Raw genomic sequence first — 24,499 nt, forward strand, 5'->3', positions numbered from 1 at the left:
TTAATCCACATCCTGCTCTCATTTATCATGAGTTGCATATGGTCTCGGCTGCAATTGGAGGCCATCGACATGTTGTCACACTATCCCCAGACCATAGAGAAATACAAGCCCGATGCATACGGGGGCGAGCCATCTGAGGCAAAACACCACGCATCTCACACCCATGGCTGTGATGTGGCCTCCTCCGGCTGTGAGTTCGCCTTTCACTACCGAGCGGTCAAGTACCCAGCCGACAAATATCGAAATTATCATGCCTCCCACGGGCAGCAATATATTGGACGATGTGTAGTCAAACAAGTCAAACAGTGTCATGCCGAATATCTTTATCCCGCCCAGTGAGCCGAACGACAGCGCGCAGAGCGTGCCGAGCGTCATGGCTAAGCCTATGCTGAGGGCTGTGGCCGCTTTTCTCGACATCCCAAACTCTTCTTCAAAATAGGCTATGGTGATTTCGGCCATGGAGATGGTCGAGGTGAGCGACGCGAGAAACAGTAGCAGGAAAAACAGTGTTGACCACACGGCTCCGCCGCTCATGTTGGCAAATATAGACGGCAGGACTTCAAACACCAGCTTGGGGCCGGCGGCCGGTTCCTGACCGAACGTAAACACTGCCGGAAAGATGATTATGCCGGCCAGTATGGCCACGAGCGTGTCGAGTCCGGCTGTTATGAGCGAGGTGCGCAGCAACGGGGTGTCGCGTTTGAAATAGCTCGAATAGGTGATGAGGCATCCAAGTCCGAGACTCAGCGAGAAAAACGCCTGTCCCATGGCTCCGAGCACCACCGAGGGTGTGATTGCGCTGAAGTCGGGCATGAAGAGAAATCTCATGCCCTCGGCCGCTCCGGGCATCGTGAGCGAGTTGACGGTGAAGAGCAGCAGTATCACAAACAGCATGGGCATCAGTATGTTGCTCATACGTTCTATACCTTTCTGCACTCCGCGTGAGAGTATGAAATAATTGACAGCGAGAAACACCAGCGTCCACACCACCGGCAGCACATCGCTTGAGGCGAAGGCGTCAAACTGTGCATGGAGCGCGTCGGCGGTCATCCTGTCCGTAAATCCTCCGGCCGATTTCACCGTGTAGTGCATGGTCCATCCGGCCACCACTGAGTAGAAGCTCAGTATGAGCACCGATGCGGCCAGTCCAATATAGCTCACCAGTCCCCAGGGCTTGCCGGGTGCGAGAGCGCGGAAGGCTCCGCGTATGTTTGACCCTGTGTGACGGCCGATGATAAACTCGGCACAGACCACGGGCACACCTATTATAAATATGAAAAACAGGTCGATAAGCAGAAAGGCTCCGCCGCCATGCACCCCCGCTTCATATGGAAATCTCCATATGTTGCCCAGCCCTACGGCCGAGCCAACTGTGGTGGCTATTACTCCTAATCGTGTGGCAAATTGGGTGCGGTTGTCTTTCATTTAATCGGTCGGGATTTTCACTTTCTGGGGCGTGCGGCCTTGCGCTTTGTCGATTTTTTTGCGGTTGATTTTCTGGTGGTCGAGGCCGCGCTGCCCTTGGCGGGTATCTTCAGGCTCTGGCCTATCTGTATGCGGGTGTTGTTTTTCTGCATGCCGTTGGCAGCCTGAATGGCAGCTACGGTTGTGCCATATTTGCGTGCTATGCGGTCGAGTGTGTCACCCTTTTTCACCTTGTGGGTAGTGGTGTGAGTGGCCTTGGTGCGCTGGGTGTTTTCTTTAGGCTTTGCCGGAGCAGCTTTGGTCTCGGTGGTCTCTGTCTTGGTGTCGGCTTTGGCTTCCGCTGATGTATCGGTGTTGTCCTTGGGGAATACCTGCGCCACTTCGGGAACGGCCACCACGCGCACTTCGTCGGGAGTGATATGCTCGACCACCTCGATGGTCAGACGGTCGCCCTCCTTGACCTTGCCGGCGCGCAGTTTGTTCCAGCGTTTGATGTCGGTGGCCGATACGGCATACATCTTGGCTATGTCGCGCAGATTTTCACCGCGCTGCACCTCGTGGATCTTTGTCACGGTGCGCTCGGTGGCCTGTGTGGCTATCTCGTGGTTGGTCTCGGCGTTGTCCGACTGGCGGCTTGCGTTGGCAAGGTTGGCCTTGCCGCCGTCAGAGGTTATTATCGAGCTTTCGCCCGAGCTACCGCCGGGCTCGGCGGTGGTGCGGCGGGCATAGAGGTCCTTGTCATAGTCGAGTATTCTTTTCTCGCTCATGATGTAGCTCAGACACTGCTGGGTGGGCAGTGTGAGATAGTAGGGGCGGTATGCGCCGGGTATCTGGTCTTTCAGAAACTGGGGATTGAGCATCCTTATCTCTTCGACCGGGATGTTAAGCACCGAGGCTATCTGGTTGAAGTGTACATTCTTGTCGATGCGCACGGTGTCGGTGGTGAGATGACGTTTCACAATGGTGGGCGAGATGCCGTGCTGGCGGTAATAGTTCATCACATAGTTGGCGGCGATGAATGCCGGCACATATCCGCGTGTCTCGGCGGGCAGATAGTTGTATATCTCCCAGAAGTCTTTTTTCTCGTCCTTGATTTCCTCGCTGTCACCGCTCGCACGGCGCAGGGCTTTGTTGACGTTGCCGGGGCCGCAGTTGTAGGCGGCGATGGCGAGCGACCAGTCATTGTAGATGTCATGGAGCTGCTTGAGATAGCGGGCGGCATTGCGCGAGGATATGCGCGGGTCGCGGCGTTCGTCGACGAGCGAGTTGATTTCCATGCCCAGTCCCTTGGCTGTCGCGGGCATGAACTGCCACAGGCCTACGGCTCCGGCGCGTGACATGGCGTTGGGGTTGATGGCCGATTCGATGACGGGGAGATATTCCAGCTCGAGGGGCATCCCTTCCTTGAGCAGCTCCTCCTCAAAGAAGCGTCCGTAATAATTGTGGAGCGCGAGCATGTCGGCCACAAGGCCTCGCTTGCGTGTGAGATACATGTCGATATAGTTGCCTACTATCGAGTTGTAGGGCAGGTCTATCACTGTGGGCAGTTTGGCCAGACGCTGCTCATACTCGGCGGCGGTGGCTGTGGTCGAGTTGCCGGTGTCGATGCCGGGCACCACGTAGTTTTTCAGATAGAAGTTCTCCTCAAGCAGTCGTGTCTGTGTTTCGAAACTCTCGGGTGCTATGATATTGTCGTCGGTGATGGAGTGACGGAGTTCGAGTATTGATGGCAGTGAGGCGGCCGAAACCATAAGGCTGCCGCTAAGTCCGAGAATCAGAGATATAAAGGTTTGTTTCATCGTTGGATGGAGTGATATGTTGACTTTCCGCACTCTTGCCGGATGATTGCCTCATGCGGGAGCGGGGATGAATGGATGGGGTGATTGTTTCAGAAATTCAAGGCCCAGTATAGCCCGAGACTCGGGCGCGTAGAGCCGTTGCGCAGGTCATTGTTCATCAATGCCGGCGCGACGTCCATCGACAATGACGGACTTATATCGAAATGTGCCAACTGTGCGTCGACATAAGCGTCGACCATAGCCAGCAGATAGACGCCTACCATACATATGATACACAGGTCGCGGTTGCGCCTGAAATAGTTTTTGCGGGTGCGCAGCAGACTTGTGAGCCATGCATGGTCGAGGTCCTCTTCCTTGACGGTGGGGGCGAAAAAGTCCATGTAGCTCTTGGTGGTCGGGTCGTTGTCCATGATGTCGCTGTAGGCCGTGGTGTAGTCGCGTAGCATGGTGTTGTTCCATGAAGTGGCGTAGCCGAGTCCCATGAATGCCCCGATGACGATGGGCAGTTTCCAGTAGCGGCGGTTGTAGAGCTGGCCGAGGCCGGGAAACAGTGCCGACATCCACACGGCTTTGGTCGGATCGGGCATAAATTCAAACCGTCGTTCGGCATATTCCGACGGAGCAACCATTACGGAGTCGATCGGCATTATGGCAAGCGAGTCGCCCGAGACTGCGAGACTGTCGCCCACGACCATGACGGGCACGCCCGAAGGCCGGCCGAGCGATATGGAGTCGGGCATCTCGCTGATGGGTGAGGTGGGGCGGCGTTGCGGACGCACCGGTCGGTTGCGCCGCGGGGTGTCGCTTACGGGCTCGTCGGCGGTCACAGCCGGAGTGTCGGCCGTTACTGCGGGAGTCTCGGGTGTGGCGGTCTCGGGCTCCGAGGCCTGTGCGTATACACCCAACGACCCGGCAAACGCAAACAGGAGTGCGATGACCGGAGCCGCTATGGAGTGACGTATATATGTAGCTTTAGTTTCCTTGCAGGGATACATTGCGTGGGGTTACTGTTTTGCTGTGTCAAAGATAGCAATTAATCTTTGTAGTTCATCATCGTTGCGAAACGAGAAGGAGATTTTTCCCTTGCCTGAAGCGTCACACGACACTTTCACGGGGGTCGAGAAGCGGTGTGAGAGGTGGTCTCTTAAAATATCAAAATCTTTGTTAGAAAACCTTTTATCGTCCTTCTTTTCGGGATTTTCACCGTTGAGTGCGGCCTGCTGATACTTTTTGGCAAGTTCCTCGACACGTCTCACCGACAGGCCTTGGGCGAGTATCTCGTTGTAGAGTTTCAGTTGCAGCTTGGGGTCGTCGATGCTCAGCAGGGCACGTGCGTGGCCCATGTCGATGCGGCGGTCGCGCAGTCCGAGCTGCACCTCGGCCGGCAGACGCAGCAGACGCAGAAAGTTGGCCACTGTGGCGCGCTTTTTGCCTATGCGTTCGCTCAGTCGCTCCTGTGTCAGATCGTAGCGGTCGATGAGTTTCTTGAATGTCAGTGCTATCTCTATGGCGTTGAGGTCCTCGCGCTGTATGTTTTCGATGAGAGCCATCTCGGTCATTGTGGCGTCGTCGGCCGTGCGTATGTAGGCCGGCACGGTGGAGAGTCCGGCCATGAGGGCGGCACGGTAGCGTCGTTCGCCGGCTATGATCTGATAGGTGTCGGGACCTGTCTTGCGCAGCGATATGGGCTGTATGATGCCATATTCGCGTACCGAGCGGCTCAGCTCCTCAAGAGCCTCTTCGTCAAAAATCGTACGGGGCTGGTCGGGGTTGGGCGAGATGCGTGAGATTTCGATTTCGTTGATTGCCGAGGCGTCGCGTGCGGGCGCGTCGTCCATGGCTATGAGTGAGTCGAGTCCGCGTCCAAGGGCGGGTCGTTTGCTTGGTGGCATATTTCGGTCGTGGGTGAGATTCTGTTAATGATGTGAGGCGTTAGGCTCTCATGAGTTTTTGGCTATCAGCTCCTTGGCCAGAGAGATGTGTGATGTGGCTCCGCGTGACAGCGGGTCGTAGAGTATGACGGGCAGACCGTGGCTTGGGGCTTCGCTCAGACGTATGTTGCGGGGTATCACTGTGTCGAACACCATGGCTCCGAAGTGGCCTTTGAGCTCCTCGTATATCTGGTTGGCCAGGCGCAGACGTGCGTCATACATCGTGAGCAGAAATCCCTCGATTTCGAGCGACGGGTTGAGCCGCGACTTGATGATGCGGATGGTGTTGAGCAGCTTGGTGATGCCTTCGAGTGCGAAATATTCGGCCTGCACGGGTATTATCACAGAGTCTGCGGCTGTAAGGGCGTTGACGGTGATGAGTCCGAGCGAGGGGGAGCAGTCTATGAGTATGTAGTCATATTTCTGCGCCAGCGGGGCGATGGCTTTTTTGAGCACGTTTTCGCGTGCCTGTTTGTTTATAAGCTCTATCTCGGCTCCGGCCAGGTCGATGCGTGAGCCCACCAGATCAAGACGCTCGCAGCATGTGGCCACCTGCGAGCCGTCCATGGGATAGTCGTCGACAAGGCACTCATAGATTGACGACGGCATTTTTTTGGGGTCAATGCCGTAGCCCGATGTGGCGTTGGCCTGTGGGTCGGCGTCGATGATGAGTGTGTGTTTACCCTCGGCCGCGAGTGAGGCCGCGAGATTGATGGTGGTGGTGGTTTTACCCACTCCGCCTTTCTGATTGGCTATGGCGATGATTTTACCCATTTCTTCGGTTTAGCGTACCGCGCTGGGCCAAGTATTTGACTCTGAGCGCGTGATTTGAATATGCAAAGTAAGAAAAAATATGCCGAAAATCAATGCCGGATAGTAACAAAACGTGTTAAAATGTTGAAAACTTTTTTTCGTGGCGGCTCTTTCAGATGTCTTTTGGGCTGACGCGTTTTTTACCAACTGCCGCCGGCACCGCCGCCTCCGGTGTGACCGCCTCCGAACGAGCCTCCTCCGAAGGAGCCTCCGCCCATGCCGCCTCCGCGTCCGCCAAGCGTGCTGCCGAGTATAGCTCCGGCTGCGAGCGCGCTGTCGTCGCGTTTGCGTTCGATTTTAAATCGTTTCTCGGTGTGGTTGCCACAGTTGCGGCAATAATATATGTCCACACCCTCGCCCTGGCTGCGTGTGGTGGCCGGGCGCAGTATGCGGCGGTCAGACAGGCTCATGGTGCGGGCATGGCAGCGCGGACACTCGATGAAACGTGTGGAGCGGTTGACATAGGGGTAGATGTCGGTCTGGGCACACTGCGGGCAGTGCCAAACGTCATAGTCCACCGAATTGAGCCGCTCCTCGAGGTCCTGCGAGGGGGAGAGGTAGTCGTTGTCGTGCACTTCGTCGATGAGTTTCATGCGGGTGCCGCAGTGTGAGCACATGCGCTTGTGGCGTCTCACGCGATACATCTTCCATGAGAGCAGACCAAACGGGATGGCTCCGAGTCCGAGTGTGACAAAGGCCACGATGGCCGCCGGGAGCCACAGGGTGTTGAGACGACGCCAACGCTCCACGTCGTCGACATGGCGCGTCTTGGTGATGAAGTAGATGACTATCGCAAGCATGATTGCGGCAATGAAGCCGGCTATCTTGAGAAAGAAGGCAAACACCTCTTCGCCGTTGAAATCCGACATACCTGTTGTTACGCGGCTGTCGTTGGCCTGTCCCGACATGAGCTCGTCGCGCACCGACGGGTCGAGGATTACCTCCGAGAGTCGGGCCACAGCGGCCTCGACACCTCCGTCATAGTCGCCCTGGCGGAAATAAGGATACATGTTCTCGCGGATGATGCGTCCGGCTATGATGTCGGGCACCGCGCCCTCCACTCCGTAGCCGGTGCGTATCTGCACTTTCCTGTCATCGCGGGCCACCAGCAGGAGCAGTCCGTTGTCTTTGTCGCTTTTGCCTATGCCCCATTTCTCAAATAGCGCGGTGGCAAACTCTTCGGGGGTCATCGAAGGGTCGATGCTGTCGATGGCCACCACGACAAGTTCGACCGAACTCTTGTCCCACAGGTCGGCGATAGCCCTGTTGAGACGAGCTTCGGCCTGTGGCGAGAGCACTCCTGAGGGATTTGACACGTAGCGTGTGCGTGAGGCTACGTGTACGTTGGGCACTTCGTCGACTGTCATGGCCTGTGAGGCCAGTGTTACAAATATGCTCACCAGCAGTGCGAGCAGACGGGCAGGGCGTTGTATCATCTGATGTATCATCCTTGTGTCAGTTGTTGATCTTGAGACTCATGCCGTTGAGACGGCGATAGAGGTCGAGGGCATAGACGTCGGTCATGCCCGAGATGTGGTCGAGCACGGCCTGTATCTTGCCGTAGAGGGTAGGGGCGTTTATTTCATATTGCTCGGGCACTTTGGCCAGAAGCAGACGCGAGTAGTTGAGTGTCGGGTCGGTGACGGCTTTGACCAGCTCGTCAATCAGAAACGAAATGATGCGCGTGCCGGCAAGTTCGATTTCGATCACATCGTTTGCACAGTAAATCTTTTCCCACGACAGCGACTCGCAGCGTCGATAGCCCTCCTTTTCGAGCGGGGTGATGTGGTCGAGCAGACTGCCGCGGAATGTGCCGCCGAGTATCTCCTCCTCATGAGCGGCAAAGGCGTCGGCGCAACGGTCGACCAGCACTCCCACGATGCATGAGCGCAGATAGGCTATCTTTTCGTTGGGGTCGTCGACGTGGCTCATCACCTTGAGCATATGTTCCTGCCGTTCTTGGGGAAAGTAGCCCAGCAGCAGGGGGATTACCTCGCCGGTGGTGAGTATCTTGAGCTTGTGGGCGTCCTCGATATCCATTATCTCATAACAGATGTCGTCGGCCGCCTCGACTATATAGACAAGCGGGTGGCGCGAGTAGCGGGTGGTGTCGTCGGGCGATGCGAGACGCAGCATGCCCAGCTCGTCGGCCACTTTTATGAAGTCGGCATGTTCCGACGAGAAAAATCCAAACTTGCCGTGGCTTCCGGCAAGTGTCGACTCGAAGGGATATTTGACTATCGAGGCCAGTGTGGAGTAGGTCATTGCAAATCCTCCCTGGCGGCGTCCGTTGAAGCGATGGGTGAGCAGACGGAAGGCGTTGGCGTTGCCCTCGAAGTGGGTCAGGTCGTTCCATTCGCGCTCGCTCAGGTGCTCTCTGAACCGCAGTCCGGCCCCTTCGCTGAAGTAGGCCTGTATGGCTTTCTCGCCCGAGTGGCCAAACGGCGGATTGCCCAGGTCGTGGGCCAGGCAGGCTGCCGCCACGATGTCGCCGAGATAGTTGAGCGAGTCGAGCACTTCGGGCGCGTCGGCATAGCGCGGGCGCAGGCGTATGGCCACCTCGTTGGCAAGCGAGCGTCCTACACACGACACCTCGAGGCTGTGGGTCAGACGGTTGTGCACAAATATGCTGCCGGGGAGGGGGAAGACCTGTGTCTTGTTCTGCAGACGGCGGAAGGGCGAGGAAAACACGAGCCGGTCAAAGTCGCGTTGAAAGTCGTTGCGCGCTCCCGGCTTGGGGTCGTGGTAATGTTCAAGCCCAAATCGTTTGTCGGAAATCAGCTTGTCCCATTTCATGGTGTCGGAAGTATAGTCAGGCATAGCGGTCGTTGAGGATGGATTGTGGTTAAGGCTGACAGGTGTCTATTTGGCTTCTGAGGTATCATCGTCGGCCGACGCTGCTTTTTTGAGTCTGCGGCGGCGGGCCAGATGCCATGCCAGAAGTTTGCCGCTGCGGTCGAGTGCGAGCAGTATGAGCAAAATTATAACAAACGGCGTGGTGACAAGTTTCAGCACATAGCCCGTTTCGGGGTTGAGCGAACGTATCAGCCTGTCGTGGGGGGTCTCGGTGATGAATGAATAGCCTATCGACGAGAGCGTCCGCTTCCACATCACGGTGCCGTGGTCGAGATATACGAGAGCGGCATTGCCGCGGGCCAGCTCCTTGAGCATCTTGGGGTCGGCCTGATAGATGGGATAGGAGGCCATGGATATGTCCTTCCAGTGTTCCATGCCCTCTTCATCGCTGTTGATGAGGGCTATGAGCGAGCCGCCGCGACCGGTGATGAAGTCGTTGAGCTCGTTGATGATATAGGTGTATGAGAGGTCGACGTCATGGATGTCGGGGATGGTGACGAGAAACTGTTCGGTCTCGCTGTCGATGATGTCGGCCGTGATGTCCTCGCCGTCCTCGATTACGGTGAAGCCGTCGGTATTTATTTCGCCTCCGCTCACAAGCCTGCGGCTCACGAAGGTCCAGGTGGAGTCGGGCAGAGCGTCGATGGTGAAGGTCTCCTCGAGTCCGTCCTTTGAATAGGTGTATTCATACACTGTCTCGGCAGCCGTGTCGTCATCAGTGTCGTCGTCATAGTCGGGGGGCAGGAGTGTGGTGCCGGCTGTGTACTGGCGGAAGTCGATGAGCGGCTGCACGTTATAGCCGTAAAACTCTATGGCCAGAATATAGAGGGTTACCAGGCCTCCCACAATCCATTGTGTGTAAGGGAAAAACAATCCCGACACGCGTGTATTGTAAAGGATGAGATAGACGAGTGCCGCCGAGATGAATATGTTTTTGACAAACGTGGCGGTGTTGGAGATGATGAGAAAGTCGCCGAAACATCCGCAGTCGTCGACCGGCGAATAGAGGGCGATATAGAGTGTGAGCGGCAGCATCACGGCCATCATGGCCGAGAGCAGCCACACGGCTGCGCGGCGGTAACATCCGAGCAACACCATGAAGCCCCATACAAATTCGTAGGCTCCGAGGGCAAAGGCGGCGCATGTCACGAGCGAGCGCGGCACGTCCCAGCCCCATACGGTGAAGTATTCGCTGATTTTTATTACACTGCCCCATGGGTCGATGCCTTTGACAAAGCCCGACATGATGAAGGTCGCACCGATGAGTATGCGCAGCAGCCACACGGCTGCCGGATGATAGAGCCGTTCGCGCAGCGGGCGGTGAGGGGTGTCAGTCGGCTTGGGTGAGTTTGATGACTGCGAAGACTGCATAGTTGATGATGTCGAGATAGTTGGAGTCGATGCCTTCCGAGATGATGGTGTGGCCTGAGTTGCCTTCAATCTCTTTGACACGCTGTATCTTGGTGAGTATGAAGTCGGTGTAGGAGTTAACTCTCATTCCGCGCCATGCGTCGCCATAGTCGTGGGTCTTGGCGGCCATTAGGTCGCGCGCGGTCTTCATCTTTTCGTCATAGAGAGCCATGGCACGGTCGGGGGTGATGTCGGCGTTGTCGGCATATCCAAGCTGGAGCTGTATCAGCCCGACCAGTCCATAGTTTATTATGGCCATAAATTCGCCGAGCACGCCCTCGTCGACCATCGCTTCCTCTTCCTCGAGTGTGCGGATGCGCTTGGCCTTGATGTAGAGCTGGTCGGTGATGGAGCGCGGACGCATTATGCGCCATGAGGCTCCGTAGTCACGGAGCTTTTTGTCAAAGATGTCACGGCATAGAGCCAGGGCGGAGTCAAATTGTGAGAGTGTGTCGCTCATTGGATTGTGATGGATGGTCTGAATCTGTGAGTGTGAATCAGATAGATAATAAAAAATGCCGTCGCAAGAGGTCGGTGATGGCTTCTTGCGACGGCTTTATCTGACGTGATTAGAGAAGGAGCTTCTCTACGCGGTCGAGGTTGGCACCGTCGTTAAGGTTGTAATATACAATCTTGAGGTTGGTGAGTGCGTTGGTCATCTCGTTGTCAAGCTCGTAGGCTTTCTCGAGATATACAGCGGCTTCTTTGAGAAGGGGATTCATGTTCTCGGCCTTATACTTGTTGTATTCGCCCTGGCTCATCTCGCCGGTCTTCTCGTCGAGACGCTCATACTGCTGGATGAGGGCTGTGCCGTAGCTGAAGTTGGCCATGGCATTGTTGGGGTCGATTTCCACAGCCTTCTTGAATGACTCCTGCGACTTTTCCTTTTCACCCTTGTCGTCGTAGAGTACGCCGATGAGGTAATAGTTGGTGCCGTTGGTGGGGTCGTTCTTGATGGCGGTCTCGAGCATGTTCATAGCCTCGTCATACTTCTTCTCGGCCATGTAGGACGAGATGATGCGCTGGAGAAATTCGGGCTTTGCTGAGCCGAATTTGTCATAGGCAATCTTGGAATACTGGAGCTTCTTGGCCTCGTCGTTCATCTGATAGGCCACAGAGTAGGCATAGTCATAGGCGGCCATTTCGTCATAGCCGATAGCCATCATCTGCTCGAAAGCCTTGGCGGCTTCGGGGAGCATCTCGGCCTGCCATGCGGCGAGACCTGCATAGTAGGCCATCTGGGCGGCTACGGAGTCGGCAAGAGCCTTGGGGGCCGACTGGCCGAGGCTGGCGTTGCCGGGGATGTTGATGTAAGCCATGAACGCTTCATAGGCCTTGGGATAGTTTTTGGAATCCCAGAAGCCTGAGCCGGAGTTGGCGAAGTCGGCGTGGTGAGAGGCGATGGTGGCTACGATGTCCTTGGAAAATTTGGTCTTAACCTTGCCTTTGGCATCGGTCACGGTGTCGAGGCTGAGAGCCTTGAGCGAGTAGTTGTAACCGTCGAGCAGTGCGGAGCCCATCTCGTCGAGGTTGACATCCTTGCCGATGACTTTCTGACCATACATGTCGTCATAGAGCTTGAAGCCTGCCTTGCCGGGGATCCAGTAGGTCTGGGCGTTGGCTGAAGTCTCGGCGTTGGAAAACGCGGGTGTGATGGCCTTTACGGCATTCTGATAGCTGCTATAAGAATTGACATTCTTAAAAGCCTTTTCCGCTTCTTTTACGGTAGCGGTCTGGGCTGACATCGACGCTGCGGCAAGTAGCCCGAGCGTCAGGACGCAGATCTTTTTCATAATCGGGGGTTATTAGAATTGGTAATGTATTTGTAGAGTTAAAAAAACGGGAGAATCCGGAGTTAAAAAAATCATGTGATGAAGGGGCCTGCGTATGTCGGGTTGGTGTGACAGTTGAGACTTCATGCTATAATCTTTATAACTCCAAATTCCTTGGTTTTGTTTAATCAAGTTCGTCATCGGCCGCGGGCTGGTCGGCTTCGTCGATGTCATCGGTAATGGTGTCGTCGTCGGTTTCGTCGGCAGCGGGGTCGTCAAATATCAGCTCTTCGGGTGCTTCTGTCTGAGCTTCCACTTCGGTCACTTCCTCTTCGGGGTCGGAATCCACGCAGCACACCGAGGCTATCGTGTCGTTGCGCTTGTCGAGGTTGATGATTCTCACGCCTTGGGTGTAGCGGCCCTGCACCTTTATGTCGCTGACGTGGATGCGCAGGGTGATACCGCTCTTGTTGATAATAACGAGGTCGTTGCCGTCGTTGACGCTCTCGATGGCTACGAGGCGGCCGGTGCGCTCGGTGATGTTCATGGTGCGTACACCCTTGCCGCCGCGGTTGGTGATGCGGTAGACGGGCACACGCTCCATCTTGCCGTCGACTTCGGTCTCGATGTCGAGGGCTGTGCGCTTGCCATATCCGCGCTCGCTGAGCACCATTACATTATTTATGGTGTCGGCGGGCATGCATATGAGGCCTACCACTTCGTCATCATCGCCGTCGAGGGTCATGCCGCGCACGCCAGTGGACATACGTCCCATCTCGCGTACCTTGTTTTCGGGGAATCGGATGGCGCGACCGTTGCGGTTGGCCATGAGTATGTCGCAGTTGCCGTCGGTCATCTCGACGCTGAGCAGCTCGTCGCCCTCGCGGATGATGATGGCGTTGACGCCCTTGGCGCGGGGACGTGAGTAGGCTTTGAGACTTGTTTTCTTGATTATGCCCTTCTTGGTGGCAAACACGAGGTTGTGGCTTGTGACAAACTCTTCGTCACCGAGATTTTTGGTGCAGATAAAGGCCTTGATGGCGTCGTCGGGCTCGATGTTGAGCATGTTCTGGATGGCGCGGCCTTTGGAATTTTTCGCTCCTTCGGGTATCTCATAGACTTTGAGCCAGTAGCAGCGTCCCTTCTGGGTGAAGAAGAGCATGTAGTTGTGCATCGAGGCGGGATAGATGTGCTCGATGAAGTCCTCGTCGCGGGTGTCGGAGCCCTTTGCACCGACGCCGCCGCGGTTTTGTGCGCGGAACTCGCTGAGCTGTGTGCGCTTGATATATCCGCGGTGGGAGATGGTGATGATCATGTCGTCATCGGCATAAAAATCCTCGGCATTGAAGTCTCCGGCGGTGTAGTCTATGTCGGTGCGGCGCGCGTCGCCATACTTGTCGCGTATCTCGATTAGCTCCTCTTTGATTACAGCGCGACACACGTCATCGTCCGAGAGTATCAGCTCAAGGCGGGCTATCTCCTTCTCCAGCTCGTCATACTCGTTTTTGAGCTTGTCCTGCTCCAGACCGGTGAGCTGACGCAGACGCATCTCGACGATGGCCGCGGTCTGCGGGTCGGTGAGGGTGAAACGCTCCTTGAGCTTCTCGCGTGCGTCCATAGTGTCGGCCGCACCGTGGATGATGCGTATTACCTCGTCGATGTTCTGCGAGGCTATGATGAGACCCTCGAGTATGTGGGCACGCTCCTGGGCCTTGCGCAGCTCATATTTAGTGCGGCGTATCACTACTTCGTGGCGGTGGGCCACAAACTCGCTGATGAGTTCCTTGAGGTTGAGTGTGCGGGGACGTCCGTTGACGAGGGCCACGTTGTTGACGCTGAACGAGGCCTGCATCTGGGTCATCTTGTAGAGCTTGTTGAGCACCACGTTGGAGTTGGCGTCGCTCTTGAGCTTGATGACGATGCGCATGCCCTTGTAGTTGCTCTCGTCGTTGATGTCGGCGATGCCGTCGAGCTTCTTGTCGGTCACGAGGTCGGCTATGTAGCTGATGAGCTCGGCCTTGTTGACGTTATAGGGTATCTCGGTTACGATGATATTCTCGTGGTTGTCCTCGGCTTCGATTTCGGCCTTGGCGCGTATGAGCACTCGGCCGCGGCCTGTCTCATAGGCTTCCTTGACTCCGTTGTAGCCGTAGATGGTGCCGCCGGTGGGGAAGTCGGGGGCGGGGATGTATTTCATCAGACCGGGGATGTCGATCTCGGGGTCGTCGATATAGGCTACACAGGCGTTGATTGACTCGGCCAGGTTGTGGGTGGGCATGTTGGTGGCCATGCCGACGGCGATGCCCGAGGCTCCGTTGACCAGCAGGTTGGGGAAGCGGGTGGGGAGCACGACGGGTTCCTGACGCGAGTTGTCATAGTTGGGCTGGAAATCAACGGTGTCCGACTCGATGTCGGCAAGCATCTCTTCGCCAAGGCGGTCGAGGCGCACCTCGGTGTAACGCATGGCTGCCGCTCCGTCGCCGTCGACCGAGCCGAAGTTGCCGTGGCCGTCGACCAGGCAGTATCTCATGGCCCAGGGCTGTGCCAGACGCACTACGGTGCCGTAGATCGACGAGTCGCCGTGGGGGTGATACTTACCCATTACCTCGCCGACGCAGTTGGCCGACTTCTTGTGGGGCTTGTCGGATGTGTTGCCCATCTCGTTCATACCGAAGAGCACACGCCTGTGGACGGGCTTCAGGCCGTCGCGCACATCAGGAAGCGCGCGCGACACTATCACCGACATTGAATAGTCGATGTAGGCACTCTTCATTTCGTTTTCGATGTCTATCTTTATTATTCGGTCTTCTTCAATCATCGTTTAATTGAAATGTGATTTTTTACGACAAATTTACCCACAAAGGTAATAATTTTTTTTCAAAGCATTGTTACTTCGGGGCTAATAAAATGGCGAAAAAATCACGACAGGGGGCTTGCCGGAACGATGGGGGAGTGACCATGTGCCGGCCGACTTTGCGGGAGCGTGGCGGGGATGGGTGGGGTGGATGGCTGATGGGGGAGGTGTTGTGTGGGGGTTGGGTTGATTAAAGGGGGGTGATTGATGCGGGTGATTGATGCGGGTGTGTGCGGGGGTGTGTGGAGGATGTGTGCTGCAAAGTTACGCCATGATTTATCACGCAAAGGTGCGATAATGTCGCTTAGCGCAGATAATTCAGAAATATTTCCATGTGAGTCGGGGCGACTTCGCGGATGCGTGCGCGCAGACGCAGACGGCGGTTGTAGATTACCTCTCTGCGCTCGCCGAGCATCAGACACATTGAGGGAATCGACAGGCCCAGAGCGTTGTAGAGAAACAGTCGCGTGTCTGACTCCTTGAGGTCGGGCATCTCGGCGCGCAGGCAGCTCATGAGGCCGTCGGCGGTGTCATCGAGATGCTTTTCAAGCCTTGTCACGAAGTCGTCCGACGAGGCCAGTTCCGAGATGGCTCTGAGTGTGTCGCGTGCGGCCTTTGACTTGACCGACTCGTTGGCATAATTCTCGTAATATGTGTCACACAGGTGTGAGAGTGTGTTGAGATGCAGCTCCTCGAGGTCGTGGAGGGCGGTGCGCAGTTCCGAGGCTGTCAGCATGTCCTGCTCCTGATGACGGCGGCGACGTATGGTGGCTGTGCGTATGTATATTGCAATCGCCGACATTACGGCTATGGCAAGAGCGGAGATGAGTATTATCACTACGCGCTGAAAGCGGATGGTCTGCTCGCGCATAAGCACCTCTTCATAGTTAAACCGCACGACCGCCGCTCTGACATCTTCCTGAAATGTGGAGCTGAACTCATCTCTTATATCGCCCTTAAACCGGAAGGACACATATGATATAACCTGTTGGTTTATGGTGTCAAATGTCTGGTTTATGATCGGCTCGCGGTATTCTTCCCTATAATAGTTTATGAAATCATTGGCATTTTCATCAAGGCCTTGTTCCCACAGCAACCGGGTTACAAGATGGGCGTTTTTTGCGGATATATTGGCCGAATCGCTGGAAATATCCTCACGCCACCCATCGTCATTTTTAATTTTTTCGGAAAGATTATATGGATTGAAGCCTTTGAGTCCATCAATCATAAGCCATGATGTTACATCAGGAGAGTTGAAATTTTCCAACTGCCGATACAGCCGTTCGCTCCGTCGCTCGAATGTATTGGCATAGAAATAGCAACGAGTCGTATCGTTGTCGTTAAGTATTGATGCGTAGTGCTTTATTTTGTCAGCATGAGTGGCGAGCCTTTCTTCGGGAGTAATGTAATTGGTAAAATCTGACAGTATGGCATACATATTGTCATAGTCGTGATATTTTTCGTATACCTCGCATGCTTTAACGGCATAGTGACCCTTCTCGTTAATGTCGCATATCGAGTCGTAAAGATTCATCATGCCTACTCTCGATAGTGCGAGCACACTGTCGTTGCCTGTCTGCTCGGCACATTTCTCGGCATTAAGAAACGCCTCCATGGCTTCGGGATAGTTGTGGAGATCGAGTTTTGCTTTGCCTTTCAGATAATAGTTGTATGCATCCAAGTCTTCTGACCCGCTACATGAGCAGGACAGAAGAACAAGTATGAGCAATATGAATTTATGGTATGAAAATTGCATATTGCAAAGATATGAAATGAAAACACTCTATGCAAATTAGATTGAATTAAATTAAAGAGCAAAAAGTGCTGATTTAGATAATATTTTTAGAATTTTGTTATAGCAATGGTGTAATATACTTAAACACAAAATTCCCCCTTTTCATTAATGTAAAAAGCACAGGACACTTCCTTTGGTTCATATAGAGTGCCATTAATAACTTTGTATACATAAAATGAAATTAAAATTTTTTTTGGAGATATTGATAATGTTGGGTCGCTTGATATTTCATCAATCTTCTGTTATGGTTGTTTTGATGGTGTCATTAGATGCACGTAATACACGTGAAGTTCTTGTGTCATCTAATTTAATGATTTTAACGGGGGTTTTTATTATGCATTTAGGTGTGGAGTCGGTTGCCGGATATATTGTGTGCATATATAGAATGCGGTCTGTTTTTTCTAAACAAGAATCGTTATTCTTTGTCGTGAATGTTTGGTCGGTGAAGGTTTCTGAAATGTCTAATAAATCAGCATCCGATGAGCATGACGCGATGCACAGGACCGAGAGGAGCAGTGCGATGAACGGCAGTTTGATTAAATGTTTCATAAAATGTGAAATTTTTGTTGGTTGATGATGTCGCAAAGTTATAGGAAGAAGTGGATGATTGCAAAAAATCAAAGCTGAAAAATATTCATCAATACGTTTATAAATCATTGTTAATCAGTAGTTTGTTCGGTGGTGCCGCGTGGTGAAATTCATCATGCTGAAATCACGTGGTTTTCAGCCGTATAACGGATGTGAGATGAGCCTTGCAAATGTTAAAAAATGTGATAGAAAGGGGCGCGAGCGGAATTATTGCGTAATTTTGAATCTCGGTTTGGTCCTCCTCACCCTCGACCGATTGTCACAGCCAATAATATTATCACATATAATTCTGAATGAGCAGAAAACGCAAAGAGCTCCCCACTCTCGAAGGGGTCAAGATAACCGATGTGGCCGCCGAGGGCAATGCCCTGGCGCGCGTCGATGATATGGTAGTGTTTATTCCGTTTGGCGCGCCGGGCGATGTGGCCGACGTCAAGCTCGACCGCAAGAAGAAGTCATATGCCGAGGGGCATATAGAGCGTCTTGTCGAGCCTTCGCCCGTCAGAGTGGAGCCGCGCTGCGAGCACTTCACCGTATGTGGCGGCTGTCGCTGGCAGCATCTGCCGTATGAATTTCAGTTGCAGTGCAAGCAGCGTCAGGTCAAGGACGCGCTCGAGAGGATAGCCAAGGTGCCGTTTCCCGAAATCACCCCCATACTCGGGTCGGAGGAGATATGGCACTATCGCAACAAGATGGAATATACTTTCTCGTCAAAAATGTGGCTTACGTTTGACCAGATGAGATCAGGCGTGGAGTTTCCCGACCGCCGCGCAGCCGGATTTCACATCCCGGGCGGATTTGACAAGGTGCTCGACATCAACGCATGCCATCTTCAGGACGATCTCGGCAACCGCATACGCACATTTATAAAGAATTACGGCAAGGAGCACAATCTGGAGTTTTACGACATACGCGCCAACCACGGCTTTCTGCGCACACTCATGATACGCATAGCCTCGACCGGCGAGGTGATGGTGCTTATGGCCGTCGGTGAGGACAATCCCGAGGCCATCGAGGCACTGATGAAGGCCGTCGACGCGGAGTTTCCCGAAATCACTTCGCTGCAATATGTGATCAACACCAAGGTCAACGACACCGTGGGCGACCTCGACATCGTTACGTGGAAAGGTCGTGAATATATCGAGGAGGAGATGGAAGGGCTGCGGTTCCGCATCGGTCCCAAGTCGTTTTATCAGACCAACTCGCGCCAGGCCTACCGCCTTTACAGCGTGGCGCGCGACTTCGCGCGTCTGACGGGCGACGAACTCGTCTATGACCTCTACACCGGCACCGGCACCATCGCGCTCTTCCTCGCGCGTTCATGCCGCCATGTGGTGGGTGTGGAGTATGTGCCCGAGGCTATCGAGGACGCCAAGGTCAATGCCCGTGTCAACGGTCTGGACAACACCGAGTTTTATGCCGGAGATATGAAAAACGTGCTCACGGCCGAGTTTATAGAGCGTCACGGCCGTCCCGACGTGATGATAGTCGACCCCCCGCGTGCCGGCATGCATGAAGATGTGGTCAAGGTGATACTCGAAGCCTCTCCGGCCCGCATAGTATATGTGAGCTGCAATCCGGCCACACAGGCCCGCGACCTCGCCCTGCTTCATGAAAAATATGACATCGAGGCAGTGCAGCCCGTCGACATGTTCCCCCACACACAGCACGTCGAAAACGTCGTAGCCCTGACTTTGCGGTAAAAACAGGGGGAGAGGATACAAAAGGACAAAAGACTCAGAAGAAACAAAAGTTTTTTTATTTCATAAAGCACTTGCTTTGCCGATGAATTATTCAAAACTTTTGTTTCTTCTGAGTCTTTTGTCCTTTTGTATCTCCCTAAGATGATATTTCAGAAACAATTAAAAAAGCACCCTCTGCGTCGCGCAGAAAGTGCCCGTAATTATAATCATCAATTCTAATTATCGGTATGCTTTTATGAGCCTTGATCGTCAGGCGGTGTCAGCAATCTTAGATTTGACATTAATGGTAAAAAAAGGAATGAACGTTTCTTAAAATAAGTATCAGATAATGGCTGAAGATTATTTGCTGTGTAGTTTTAGTAAAATTTTAATTGTAGACTATTATTTGTGTGTTTTCCGATAGTATTGTGTTATTTTTCTGATGCAAAATTACTGCATTAATCAATTATGCGCAAGAGCTTTAACTCTAATTGGTTAAACCGGAGCGCAGTTTAACATCCGCCCCGTCGCCAGGGTGGATTTTGACTGTAAATTTACTAAAATAATGTAAAAAACGGTTGTGTGGGGGGATGTATTGCCTGTCGGTCAGCCGGGCCGGGTGGGGCCGGGGATGCCGGGCGGTGTCAGCGTCCTTGAGCGAGGGCGCGGAAAAACTCCTCGCGCAGCGAAGCCGACTCTTTGAACGCTCCCGCGCTCTCTACAGTAGTGGTGGCCGACATCTGTTTTTCGACACCTCGCATCTTCATGCACAGGTGGTCGGCCGTGCATGCCACAATCACGCCTTTGGCTCCGAGTTTCTCCATGACTATCCGGCATATCTGCGCAGTCATGCGCTCCTGCACCTGCAGACGGCGGGCGTAGAAGTCGACCAGGCGGGCGAGTTTGCTAAGTCCGATGGTGCGGCCGTCGGGGATGTAACCTATCGACACTTTGCCGAAGAAAGGGAGTATGTGGTGCTCGCACAGCGAGTAAAACTCGATGTCGCGCACAATCACCATGTCGGATCCCTCGTGGGTGAATATGGCCTCGTTGATAATCGTGTCGGCATCCTGACGATAGCCACGTGTGGCATATACCATGGCTTTGGCAGCGCGCATGGGGGTCTTGACCAGTCCTTCGCGTTCTATGTCCTCACCAAGCAGAGTGATTATGGCCTTATAGTGGCGCGCGATCTCTGCGATAGTCTCGTCTGAAATGTTGGATACCTGTGTGCTCATTGTCGGATGTTGATGGTTGGATTGAGAGGGGGCTAATCTGGAGGTGAGAGGGGTGTCTATCAGTCGTGGGGCATACTTATACGGTCGCGTACCACGCGTATCTCTTTGCTGTAGGCGGGAAATGCCTTGCGCAGCTCCTCGGCGGCGGCGTTGGCTTCCTGTTGAGTCCTGAAGTCGCCCACTTTGAGTCGCCAGTAGGGCGAGGTGTAGCGCACATAGGTCTGATATTGGGGGAAGCGTGCCGATATGACGCGTTGCTTGGAGGCGGCTTCGGCTTTGGCGGTGCGCACGTTGTTGTCACTGAACACCTGTACTCTATATCCGGCCAGACGTCCTGCAACGGGCTTGGAGGGCTCTTCTGTGCGGTCCTCCTTCTCAGTGTTATCGACTATCTTGCAGAGGCGTTTGAGCAGTGCCTCGGGCTGGGTGACTGTGTTGGCCGTTCCCTCGGTAATGTGGTCGACGATGGTCACAACCTTTTCCTCGCCCCGGGCAGTGAGTCCGCTGAGGGCAAGCGTTATGATTGCTATGTGATAGGCGCGCATGCTGATACAGAATTTGTGGTGGTGGGGTGGGGAGATTGAGAAAAAGTTTAAAAAGTTAAGATAATATCCCTTGTTTCATGACATTATCTTAACTTTTGTGACTTATGGCTTTACAAGGCTTTTTAGAAAGCTGTAACGATGCCCATGAATGATTCGGCTTCGAGGGCTGCGCCGCCTATAAGACCGCCGTCAACGTCGGGCTTGGCGAAAAGTTCCTTGGCGTTGGAGGGCTTGCAGCTACCGCCGTAGAGGATTGAAGTGTTGTCAGCCACCTCTTTGCCATACTTGTCGGCGATGGTCTGACGGATGAAGGCGTGCATCTCCTGAGCCTGGTCGTCGGTAGCGGTCTTGCCGGTGCCGATAGCCCATACGGGCTCGTAGGCGAGAATGATTTTGCCAAACTCTTCAGCCGAGAGGTTGAAGAGGCCTTCCTCGATCTGAGCCTTCACTACGTCAAAGAATGTGCCGTTCTCGCGCTCCTCTAGCACCTCGCCGATGCAGAAGATGGGGGTGAGGTTGTTGTCAAGGGCCAGACGCACCTTCTCGCGGAGGGTCTCGGCGGTTTCGCCATAATACTGACGACGCTCCGAGTGGCCGAGGATTACATATGTCGCACCGGTCGATGCCACCATGGGGGCTGACACTTCGCCGGTATAGGCTCCGCTCTTGTGGTCGGCGCAGTTTTCAGCTCCGAGACCGAGACGGGTCTTGTCAATAACGTTGTTGATGGATGCCAGGTGGGTGAAAGGCACGCAGATAACCACGTCACACTTGGGGGTGCAACCGGCCAGGGCGGCGTTTACCTCCTCGGCGAGCTTGATACCTTCGGGCAGGGTGGTGTTCATTTTCCAGTTGCCTGCAACGATGTTTTTTCTCATTTTTACCTTATTATAATATTGGGATTATTTCCGACGGCAAAATTAGCGATTTTAGTCGAGATTGCAAAATATAAAAATCGACCTGCCGTGCAGGGGAGTTTTCCGCGGGCCGGAGATCTGTAGAGACAATAGTCCCGGGAGTGACACCGGCCTTGTTACACGGCTGATAGGCAGCCATAACTGAAAGCTGATGTCTCTTCCGGGACTATCGTTCTTAATGTGTACCCGAGGGGGGTGATTGCGGCTGGTGGGCCGTGGTTATTTGCGCGGTTTCTGCTTGAGGTCGTCGGGCCTCATGTCATAGACTGTCTTGCCGGCGGTCGGCACGGCGGTGACGGTCGGGGCGGCAAACTGACGGCGTGTGATCAACTGTTCGAGGGCGTCGGCATACTGCTGGTGCACCTGCGCGTCATCGCGTTCACGATTGTTGTAGGCGATAAAGCGAAGGTAGCCGACGCATTTCTCAAACCAGAAGTCGGGCATCTCGTCGGATTTGTAGCTGAGACGGACCATGAATTTCAGACGGTCGATGAGCGTCTGGCGGTCGACCGAGCTGTCGGCTATCATGGCATCGATTGTGGCGGCCGCGTTTTCATAATCTTTCTGCTGTAGCTGCCGGTTGATGTCAATCATCCTGAGGTTGAAGTCCTTGCCGGCAAAGTCACACAGCGATGCGATGCGTTGCGGGTCGCCATACTGTGTCTCGCGGCTCAGTTTGCTGTCGACAGCCTCTTTGCCCACGAGTGAGCAGTATGAGGCATAATTGTCGGAGACTTCGGTCAGATAGGTGGTGACACCCTTGATGTGCTCATCAAACAGCGGCCACACGTCGGGGTCAGACAGCCGGGCCCCTGAAGCGATGAGTTCGTCAAACGCTTTGCTGACTTTCTCCTGCTTGTAAACCGAGGCGTAATATCGGATGTAGTCGGCGAGAAGTTTGCGCGAACGGTCGCCGCTCTCGTAGAGCGAGTCGAGTCTGAACGAGCGCAGCGCGGGGTCGAGGGCATCCTGGCCTGTGCGTATGAACCGTTCGGGGCTCTGACGGCTGCCGCTGCGGTGGACCATCTCGCCCGTTGCAGGGTCGATGAATCCATAAGTGGGAAATGAGCGTACGCCATATTTGCGGGCGAGTTCCACGCCCTCCTCAGGCTCCTCGCAGTCAATCTTGAGATTGATGAAGTTGTTGTTGTAGAAATAGGCAACATCGGGAAGGGTGAAGACGGTCTTGGCCATGTTGTAACAGGGGCCGCACCATTGGGTGTAGAAGTCGACAAACACCAGCCGGCCCGACTTTCGTGCCTCCTCGAGTGCCTGTTGCCACTTCAGATCGTGACGAAACTCTATGCCATGCTCTTTGGCTGACATTGCGGCGAGACAGCCGAGGGCGAGAATTATGGTGAATAATCTTTTCATGTGACGGACTGATTAGTTGTAACCTGGATTTTGCTTGCACAGATGATTGGCACTTGTCTCGGAAGTCGGGATGGCGTCGATGCGGCGGTCAGTGATGCGCTTGTAATATGTGTCACCGCTCGCCTGCGACTTCTCATACTCCTTGTCGAGAGCTTCTTTCAGATGACGATTCATGGCCAGCAGACGGCTGAAATCGGGGTTTTCATATCCGGCGAAGCGAATCATGGCAAACCATTCGTGCCAGTTTTCAAACGACATCTCTATCATCCACTCGCGGAAGATAGCATCCTCAAGTTCTTCGCGTGAGGCGGGAGCCTCCACTGTCGCGCCGGCACGTGAGCGTATCTTGGCGACGGGCGCATAGCAGTCGGCGATGGCGGCTCCTGTGCGGAAGAGCGACTCGGCCTTGATGAGATACAGCTCGGCCTCGCGGCTGAATATCACGGGCATGTTGTCGGCCTGGTTCCAGGTCTTGCGGCATGTCTGATAGTCATAGAGAGTCTGGGTGTTGCGGTTGACGAGCAGCTCTGGTATGTTGCGGTATATGGCAGTCGTGCGCGGGTCATCGCCTACATAATCCATAAACTTGACTGACGGGCCCCAGTAGCCTTGTGTCTTGGAGCCGTCGCCGAAGGCCGATGTGCGCATCGAGCGGCCGGCGTCGTTCTTGTCAAACACTCTTGCGAAATAAATCTCGGGAGTGGAGCCGAAGTTGTCGAAGATGCCGCCATAGCTTGTCTCAGCCAGGGGAGCGTTGGTGTCGACCACATCGTCGACGGCCCGGATGGCCTCATCATATCTTCCGGCATAGAAGAGCACCTTGGCGCGGAGGGCTCCGGCGGCCTTGACGTTGACTTTTGACAGGTTGGTATACTGCGGTGTATTGGCTACGGCGATGTCAAGCTGCGAGAGTATGTAGTCATATGAGGCCTTGACCGAACTTCGTGCCATTGGCGCATTCTCGACCGAGGGGGCTTCGTTGCGAAACACCACGCCATACTCGCTGTCCTCGTCCCAGAACTCGCAGTAGCGGCAGAGAATACGGAAGTAGGCGAAGGCTTTGAAATAGGCCAGTTCGCCGAGTATCTCCCGGCGTCGGTTGCCGGAGAAATCCGAGTCGGCCATTCGGTTGACGGCTACTTCAAGAAAGTTGGCGTTCTTGATCACGGCATAGTCGGCACTCCACTCTGTAGCGTCGGCAAAGCTCAGTAGCGGGAGTGTGCGCTCGGAGTAATACACGCAGTTGAGTGTGCCGGTCACTTCGTCGGGGCGGGTCATGGTGCCGGCTTTGAACGAGCCGCTGACGGTGGGATACACAACGTTGGCCACAGAGCCGGGCATCTGCTGATACACACCGTTGAGGGCAAGCTCCACTGCGGCCGGGGTAGTGATGGCTCCGTCGAGGTCGGCCTGATATTTCGGGGGAAGATCCAGAACGTCGGTAAGCTCACACGACGATACGCACAGCGATATGAGGGCTAATGATAATATCTTTTTCAT

Annotated in this window: 19 protein-coding genes; 1 reads left to right on the forward strand and 18 read right to left on the reverse strand. The window is 54.4% G+C overall.

The window, feature by feature from the left end:
• Positions 1-75: 75 nt before the first annotated feature.
• From QGT73_RS04320 to QGT73_RS04380, 13 genes are all read right to left on the reverse strand, one after another.
• Positions 76-1,425, reverse strand: a complete 1,350-nt coding sequence (locus QGT73_RS04320) for a sodium-dependent transporter (RefSeq protein ID WP_280121574.1) — start codon at positions 1,423-1,425, stop codon at positions 76-78.
• Positions 1,426-1,442: 17 nt separating this feature from the next.
• Positions 1,443-3,224 carry a transglycosylase SLT domain-containing protein gene (locus tag QGT73_RS04325; protein ID WP_280121575.1) on the reverse strand — a complete coding sequence of 594 codons (1,782 nt, stop codon included), beginning with the start codon at positions 3,222-3,224 and terminating at the stop codon, positions 1,443-1,445.
• A gap of 89 nt (positions 3,225-3,313) precedes the next feature.
• On the reverse strand, positions 3,314-4,219 hold the full coding sequence (locus QGT73_RS04330; protein WP_280121576.1) for a DUF5683 domain-containing protein: 906 nt from the start codon (positions 4,217-4,219) through the stop codon (positions 3,314-3,316).
• A 9-nt stretch (positions 4,220-4,228) separates the two neighbouring features.
• Complete coding sequence (locus QGT73_RS04335; RefSeq protein ID WP_280121577.1) at positions 4,229-5,116, reverse strand: ParB/RepB/Spo0J family partition protein; 888 nt, start codon at positions 5,114-5,116, stop codon at positions 4,229-4,231.
• Between the two features lie 48 nt (positions 5,117-5,164).
• A complete protein-coding gene (locus tag QGT73_RS04340; RefSeq protein ID WP_280121578.1) occupies positions 5,165-5,929 on the reverse strand; it encodes a ParA family protein in 765 nt (254 codons plus the stop codon).
• Between the two features lie 179 nt (positions 5,930-6,108).
• Entirely contained in the window at positions 6,109-7,416 is a 1,308-nt protein-coding gene (locus tag QGT73_RS04345) for a TPM domain-containing protein (protein WP_280121579.1), read from the reverse strand.
• Between the two features lie 7 nt (positions 7,417-7,423).
• Positions 7,424-8,764 carry a dGTP triphosphohydrolase gene (gene dgt / locus QGT73_RS04350; RefSeq protein WP_280121600.1) on the reverse strand — a complete coding sequence of 447 codons (1,341 nt, stop codon included), beginning with the start codon at positions 8,762-8,764 and terminating at the stop codon, positions 7,424-7,426.
• A gap of 66 nt (positions 8,765-8,830) precedes the next feature.
• Positions 8,831-10,195 (reverse strand): BT_3928 family protein, encoded by a 1,365-nt coding sequence (locus tag QGT73_RS04355; RefSeq protein WP_280121580.1) that lies wholly within the window; start codon positions 10,193-10,195, stop codon positions 8,831-8,833.
• Complete coding sequence (locus QGT73_RS04360) at positions 10,155-10,694, reverse strand: DUF1599 domain-containing protein (RefSeq protein ID WP_280121581.1); 540 nt, start codon at positions 10,692-10,694, stop codon at positions 10,155-10,157. Before QGT73_RS04360 ends, QGT73_RS04355 begins: the two co-directional genes overlap by 41 nt.
• A gap of 109 nt (positions 10,695-10,803) precedes the next feature.
• On the reverse strand, positions 10,804-12,027 hold the full coding sequence (locus tag QGT73_RS04365) for a tetratricopeptide repeat protein (protein ID WP_280121582.1): 1,224 nt from the start codon (positions 12,025-12,027) through the stop codon (positions 10,804-10,806).
• Positions 12,028-12,190: 163 nt separating this feature from the next.
• Positions 12,191-14,824, reverse strand: coding sequence for a DNA gyrase subunit A (gene gyrA / locus QGT73_RS04370; RefSeq protein ID WP_280121583.1), 2,634 nt, complete (start codon positions 14,822-14,824; stop codon positions 12,191-12,193).
• A gap of 340 nt (positions 14,825-15,164) precedes the next feature.
• On the reverse strand, positions 15,165-16,541 hold the full coding sequence (locus QGT73_RS04375) for a hypothetical protein (RefSeq protein WP_280121584.1): 1,377 nt from the start codon (positions 16,539-16,541) through the stop codon (positions 15,165-15,167).
• 345 nt (positions 16,542-16,886) lie between these two features.
• A complete protein-coding gene (locus QGT73_RS04380; RefSeq protein WP_280121585.1) occupies positions 16,887-17,312 on the reverse strand; it encodes a hypothetical protein in 426 nt (141 codons plus the stop codon).
• 224 nt (positions 17,313-17,536) lie between these two features.
• Between QGT73_RS04380 and rlmD the strand changes: the two genes are divergently transcribed.
• The gene (gene rlmD / locus QGT73_RS04385) at positions 17,537-18,946 is read left to right on the forward strand and encodes a 23S rRNA (uracil(1939)-C(5))-methyltransferase RlmD (protein WP_280121586.1); all 1,410 of its coding nucleotides are present in this window, start codon (positions 17,537-17,539) and stop codon (positions 18,944-18,946) included.
• A gap of 623 nt (positions 18,947-19,569) precedes the next feature.
• Here rlmD and folE read toward each other — a convergent pair.
• From folE to QGT73_RS04410, 5 genes are all read right to left on the reverse strand, one after another.
• Positions 19,570-20,163: a GTP cyclohydrolase I FolE gene (gene folE, locus QGT73_RS04390; RefSeq protein WP_280121587.1), complete on the reverse strand. Its 594-nt coding sequence runs from the start codon at positions 20,161-20,163 to the stop codon at positions 19,570-19,572.
• Between the two features lie 59 nt (positions 20,164-20,222).
• Positions 20,223-20,708 carry an SPOR domain-containing protein gene (locus tag QGT73_RS04395; RefSeq protein WP_280121588.1) on the reverse strand — a complete coding sequence of 162 codons (486 nt, stop codon included), beginning with the start codon at positions 20,706-20,708 and terminating at the stop codon, positions 20,223-20,225.
• Positions 20,709-20,830: 122 nt separating this feature from the next.
• Positions 20,831-21,586, reverse strand: a complete 756-nt coding sequence (tpiA, locus tag QGT73_RS04400; protein WP_123616289.1) for a triose-phosphate isomerase — start codon at positions 21,584-21,586, stop codon at positions 20,831-20,833.
• 258 nt (positions 21,587-21,844) lie between these two features.
• Positions 21,845-22,999, reverse strand: a complete 1,155-nt coding sequence (locus tag QGT73_RS04405; protein ID WP_280121589.1) for a thioredoxin family protein — start codon at positions 22,997-22,999, stop codon at positions 21,845-21,847.
• Positions 23,000-23,011: 12 nt separating this feature from the next.
• Positions 23,012-24,499 (reverse strand): RagB/SusD family nutrient uptake outer membrane protein, encoded by a 1,488-nt coding sequence (locus QGT73_RS04410; RefSeq protein WP_280121590.1) that lies wholly within the window; start codon positions 24,497-24,499, stop codon positions 23,012-23,014.

The sequence above is a fragment of the Duncaniella muricolitica genome, assembly GCF_910574735.1.
Lineage (GTDB): Bacteria > Bacteroidota > Bacteroidia > Bacteroidales > Muribaculaceae > Duncaniella > Duncaniella muricolitica.

Coding starts and splice junctions, on each gene's coding strand:
- QGT73_RS04320 (WP_280121574.1), bottom strand. CDS start 1,425: ATGAAAGACAACCGCACCCAATTTGCCACACGATTAGGAGTAATAGCC.
- QGT73_RS04325 (WP_280121575.1), bottom strand. CDS start 3,224: ATGAAACAAACCTTTATATCTCTGATTCTCGGACTTAGCGGCAGCCTT.
- QGT73_RS04330 (WP_280121576.1), bottom strand. CDS start 4,219: ATGTATCCCTGCAAGGAAACTAAAGCTACATATATACGTCACTCCATA.
- QGT73_RS04335 (WP_280121577.1), bottom strand. CDS start 5,116: ATGCCACCAAGCAAACGACCCGCCCTTGGACGCGGACTCGACTCACTC.
- QGT73_RS04340 (WP_280121578.1), bottom strand. CDS start 5,929: ATGGGTAAAATCATCGCCATAGCCAATCAGAAAGGCGGAGTGGGTAAA.
- QGT73_RS04345 (WP_280121579.1), bottom strand. CDS start 7,416: ATGATACATCAGATGATACAACGCCCTGCCCGTCTGCTCGCACTGCTG.
- dgt (WP_280121600.1), bottom strand. CDS start 8,764: ATGAAATGGGACAAGCTGATTTCCGACAAACGATTTGGGCTTGAACAT.
- QGT73_RS04355 (WP_280121580.1), bottom strand. CDS start 10,195: ATGCAGTCTTCGCAGTCATCAAACTCACCCAAGCCGACTGACACCCCT.
- QGT73_RS04360 (WP_280121581.1), bottom strand. CDS start 10,694: ATGAGCGACACACTCTCACAATTTGACTCCGCCCTGGCTCTATGCCGT.
- QGT73_RS04365 (WP_280121582.1), bottom strand. CDS start 12,027: ATGAAAAAGATCTGCGTCCTGACGCTCGGGCTACTTGCCGCAGCGTCG.
- gyrA (WP_280121583.1), bottom strand. CDS start 14,824: ATGATTGAAGAAGACCGAATAATAAAGATAGACATCGAAAACGAAATG.
- QGT73_RS04380 (WP_280121585.1), bottom strand. CDS start 17,312: ATGATTTATAAACGTATTGATGAATATTTTTCAGCTTTGATTTTTTGC.
- rlmD (WP_280121586.1), top strand. CDS start 17,537: ATGAGCAGAAAACGCAAAGAGCTCCCCACTCTCGAAGGGGTCAAGATA.
- folE (WP_280121587.1), bottom strand. CDS start 20,163: ATGAGCACACAGGTATCCAACATTTCAGACGAGACTATCGCAGAGATC.
- QGT73_RS04395 (WP_280121588.1), bottom strand. CDS start 20,708: ATGCGCGCCTATCACATAGCAATCATAACGCTTGCCCTCAGCGGACTC.
- tpiA (WP_123616289.1), bottom strand. CDS start 21,586: ATGAGAAAAAACATCGTTGCAGGCAACTGGAAAATGAACACCACCCTG.
- QGT73_RS04405 (WP_280121589.1), bottom strand. CDS start 22,999: ATGAAAAGATTATTCACCATAATTCTCGCCCTCGGCTGTCTCGCCGCA.
- QGT73_RS04410 (WP_280121590.1), bottom strand. CDS start 24,499: ATGAAAAAGATATTATCATTAGCCCTCATATCGCTGTGCGTATCGTCG.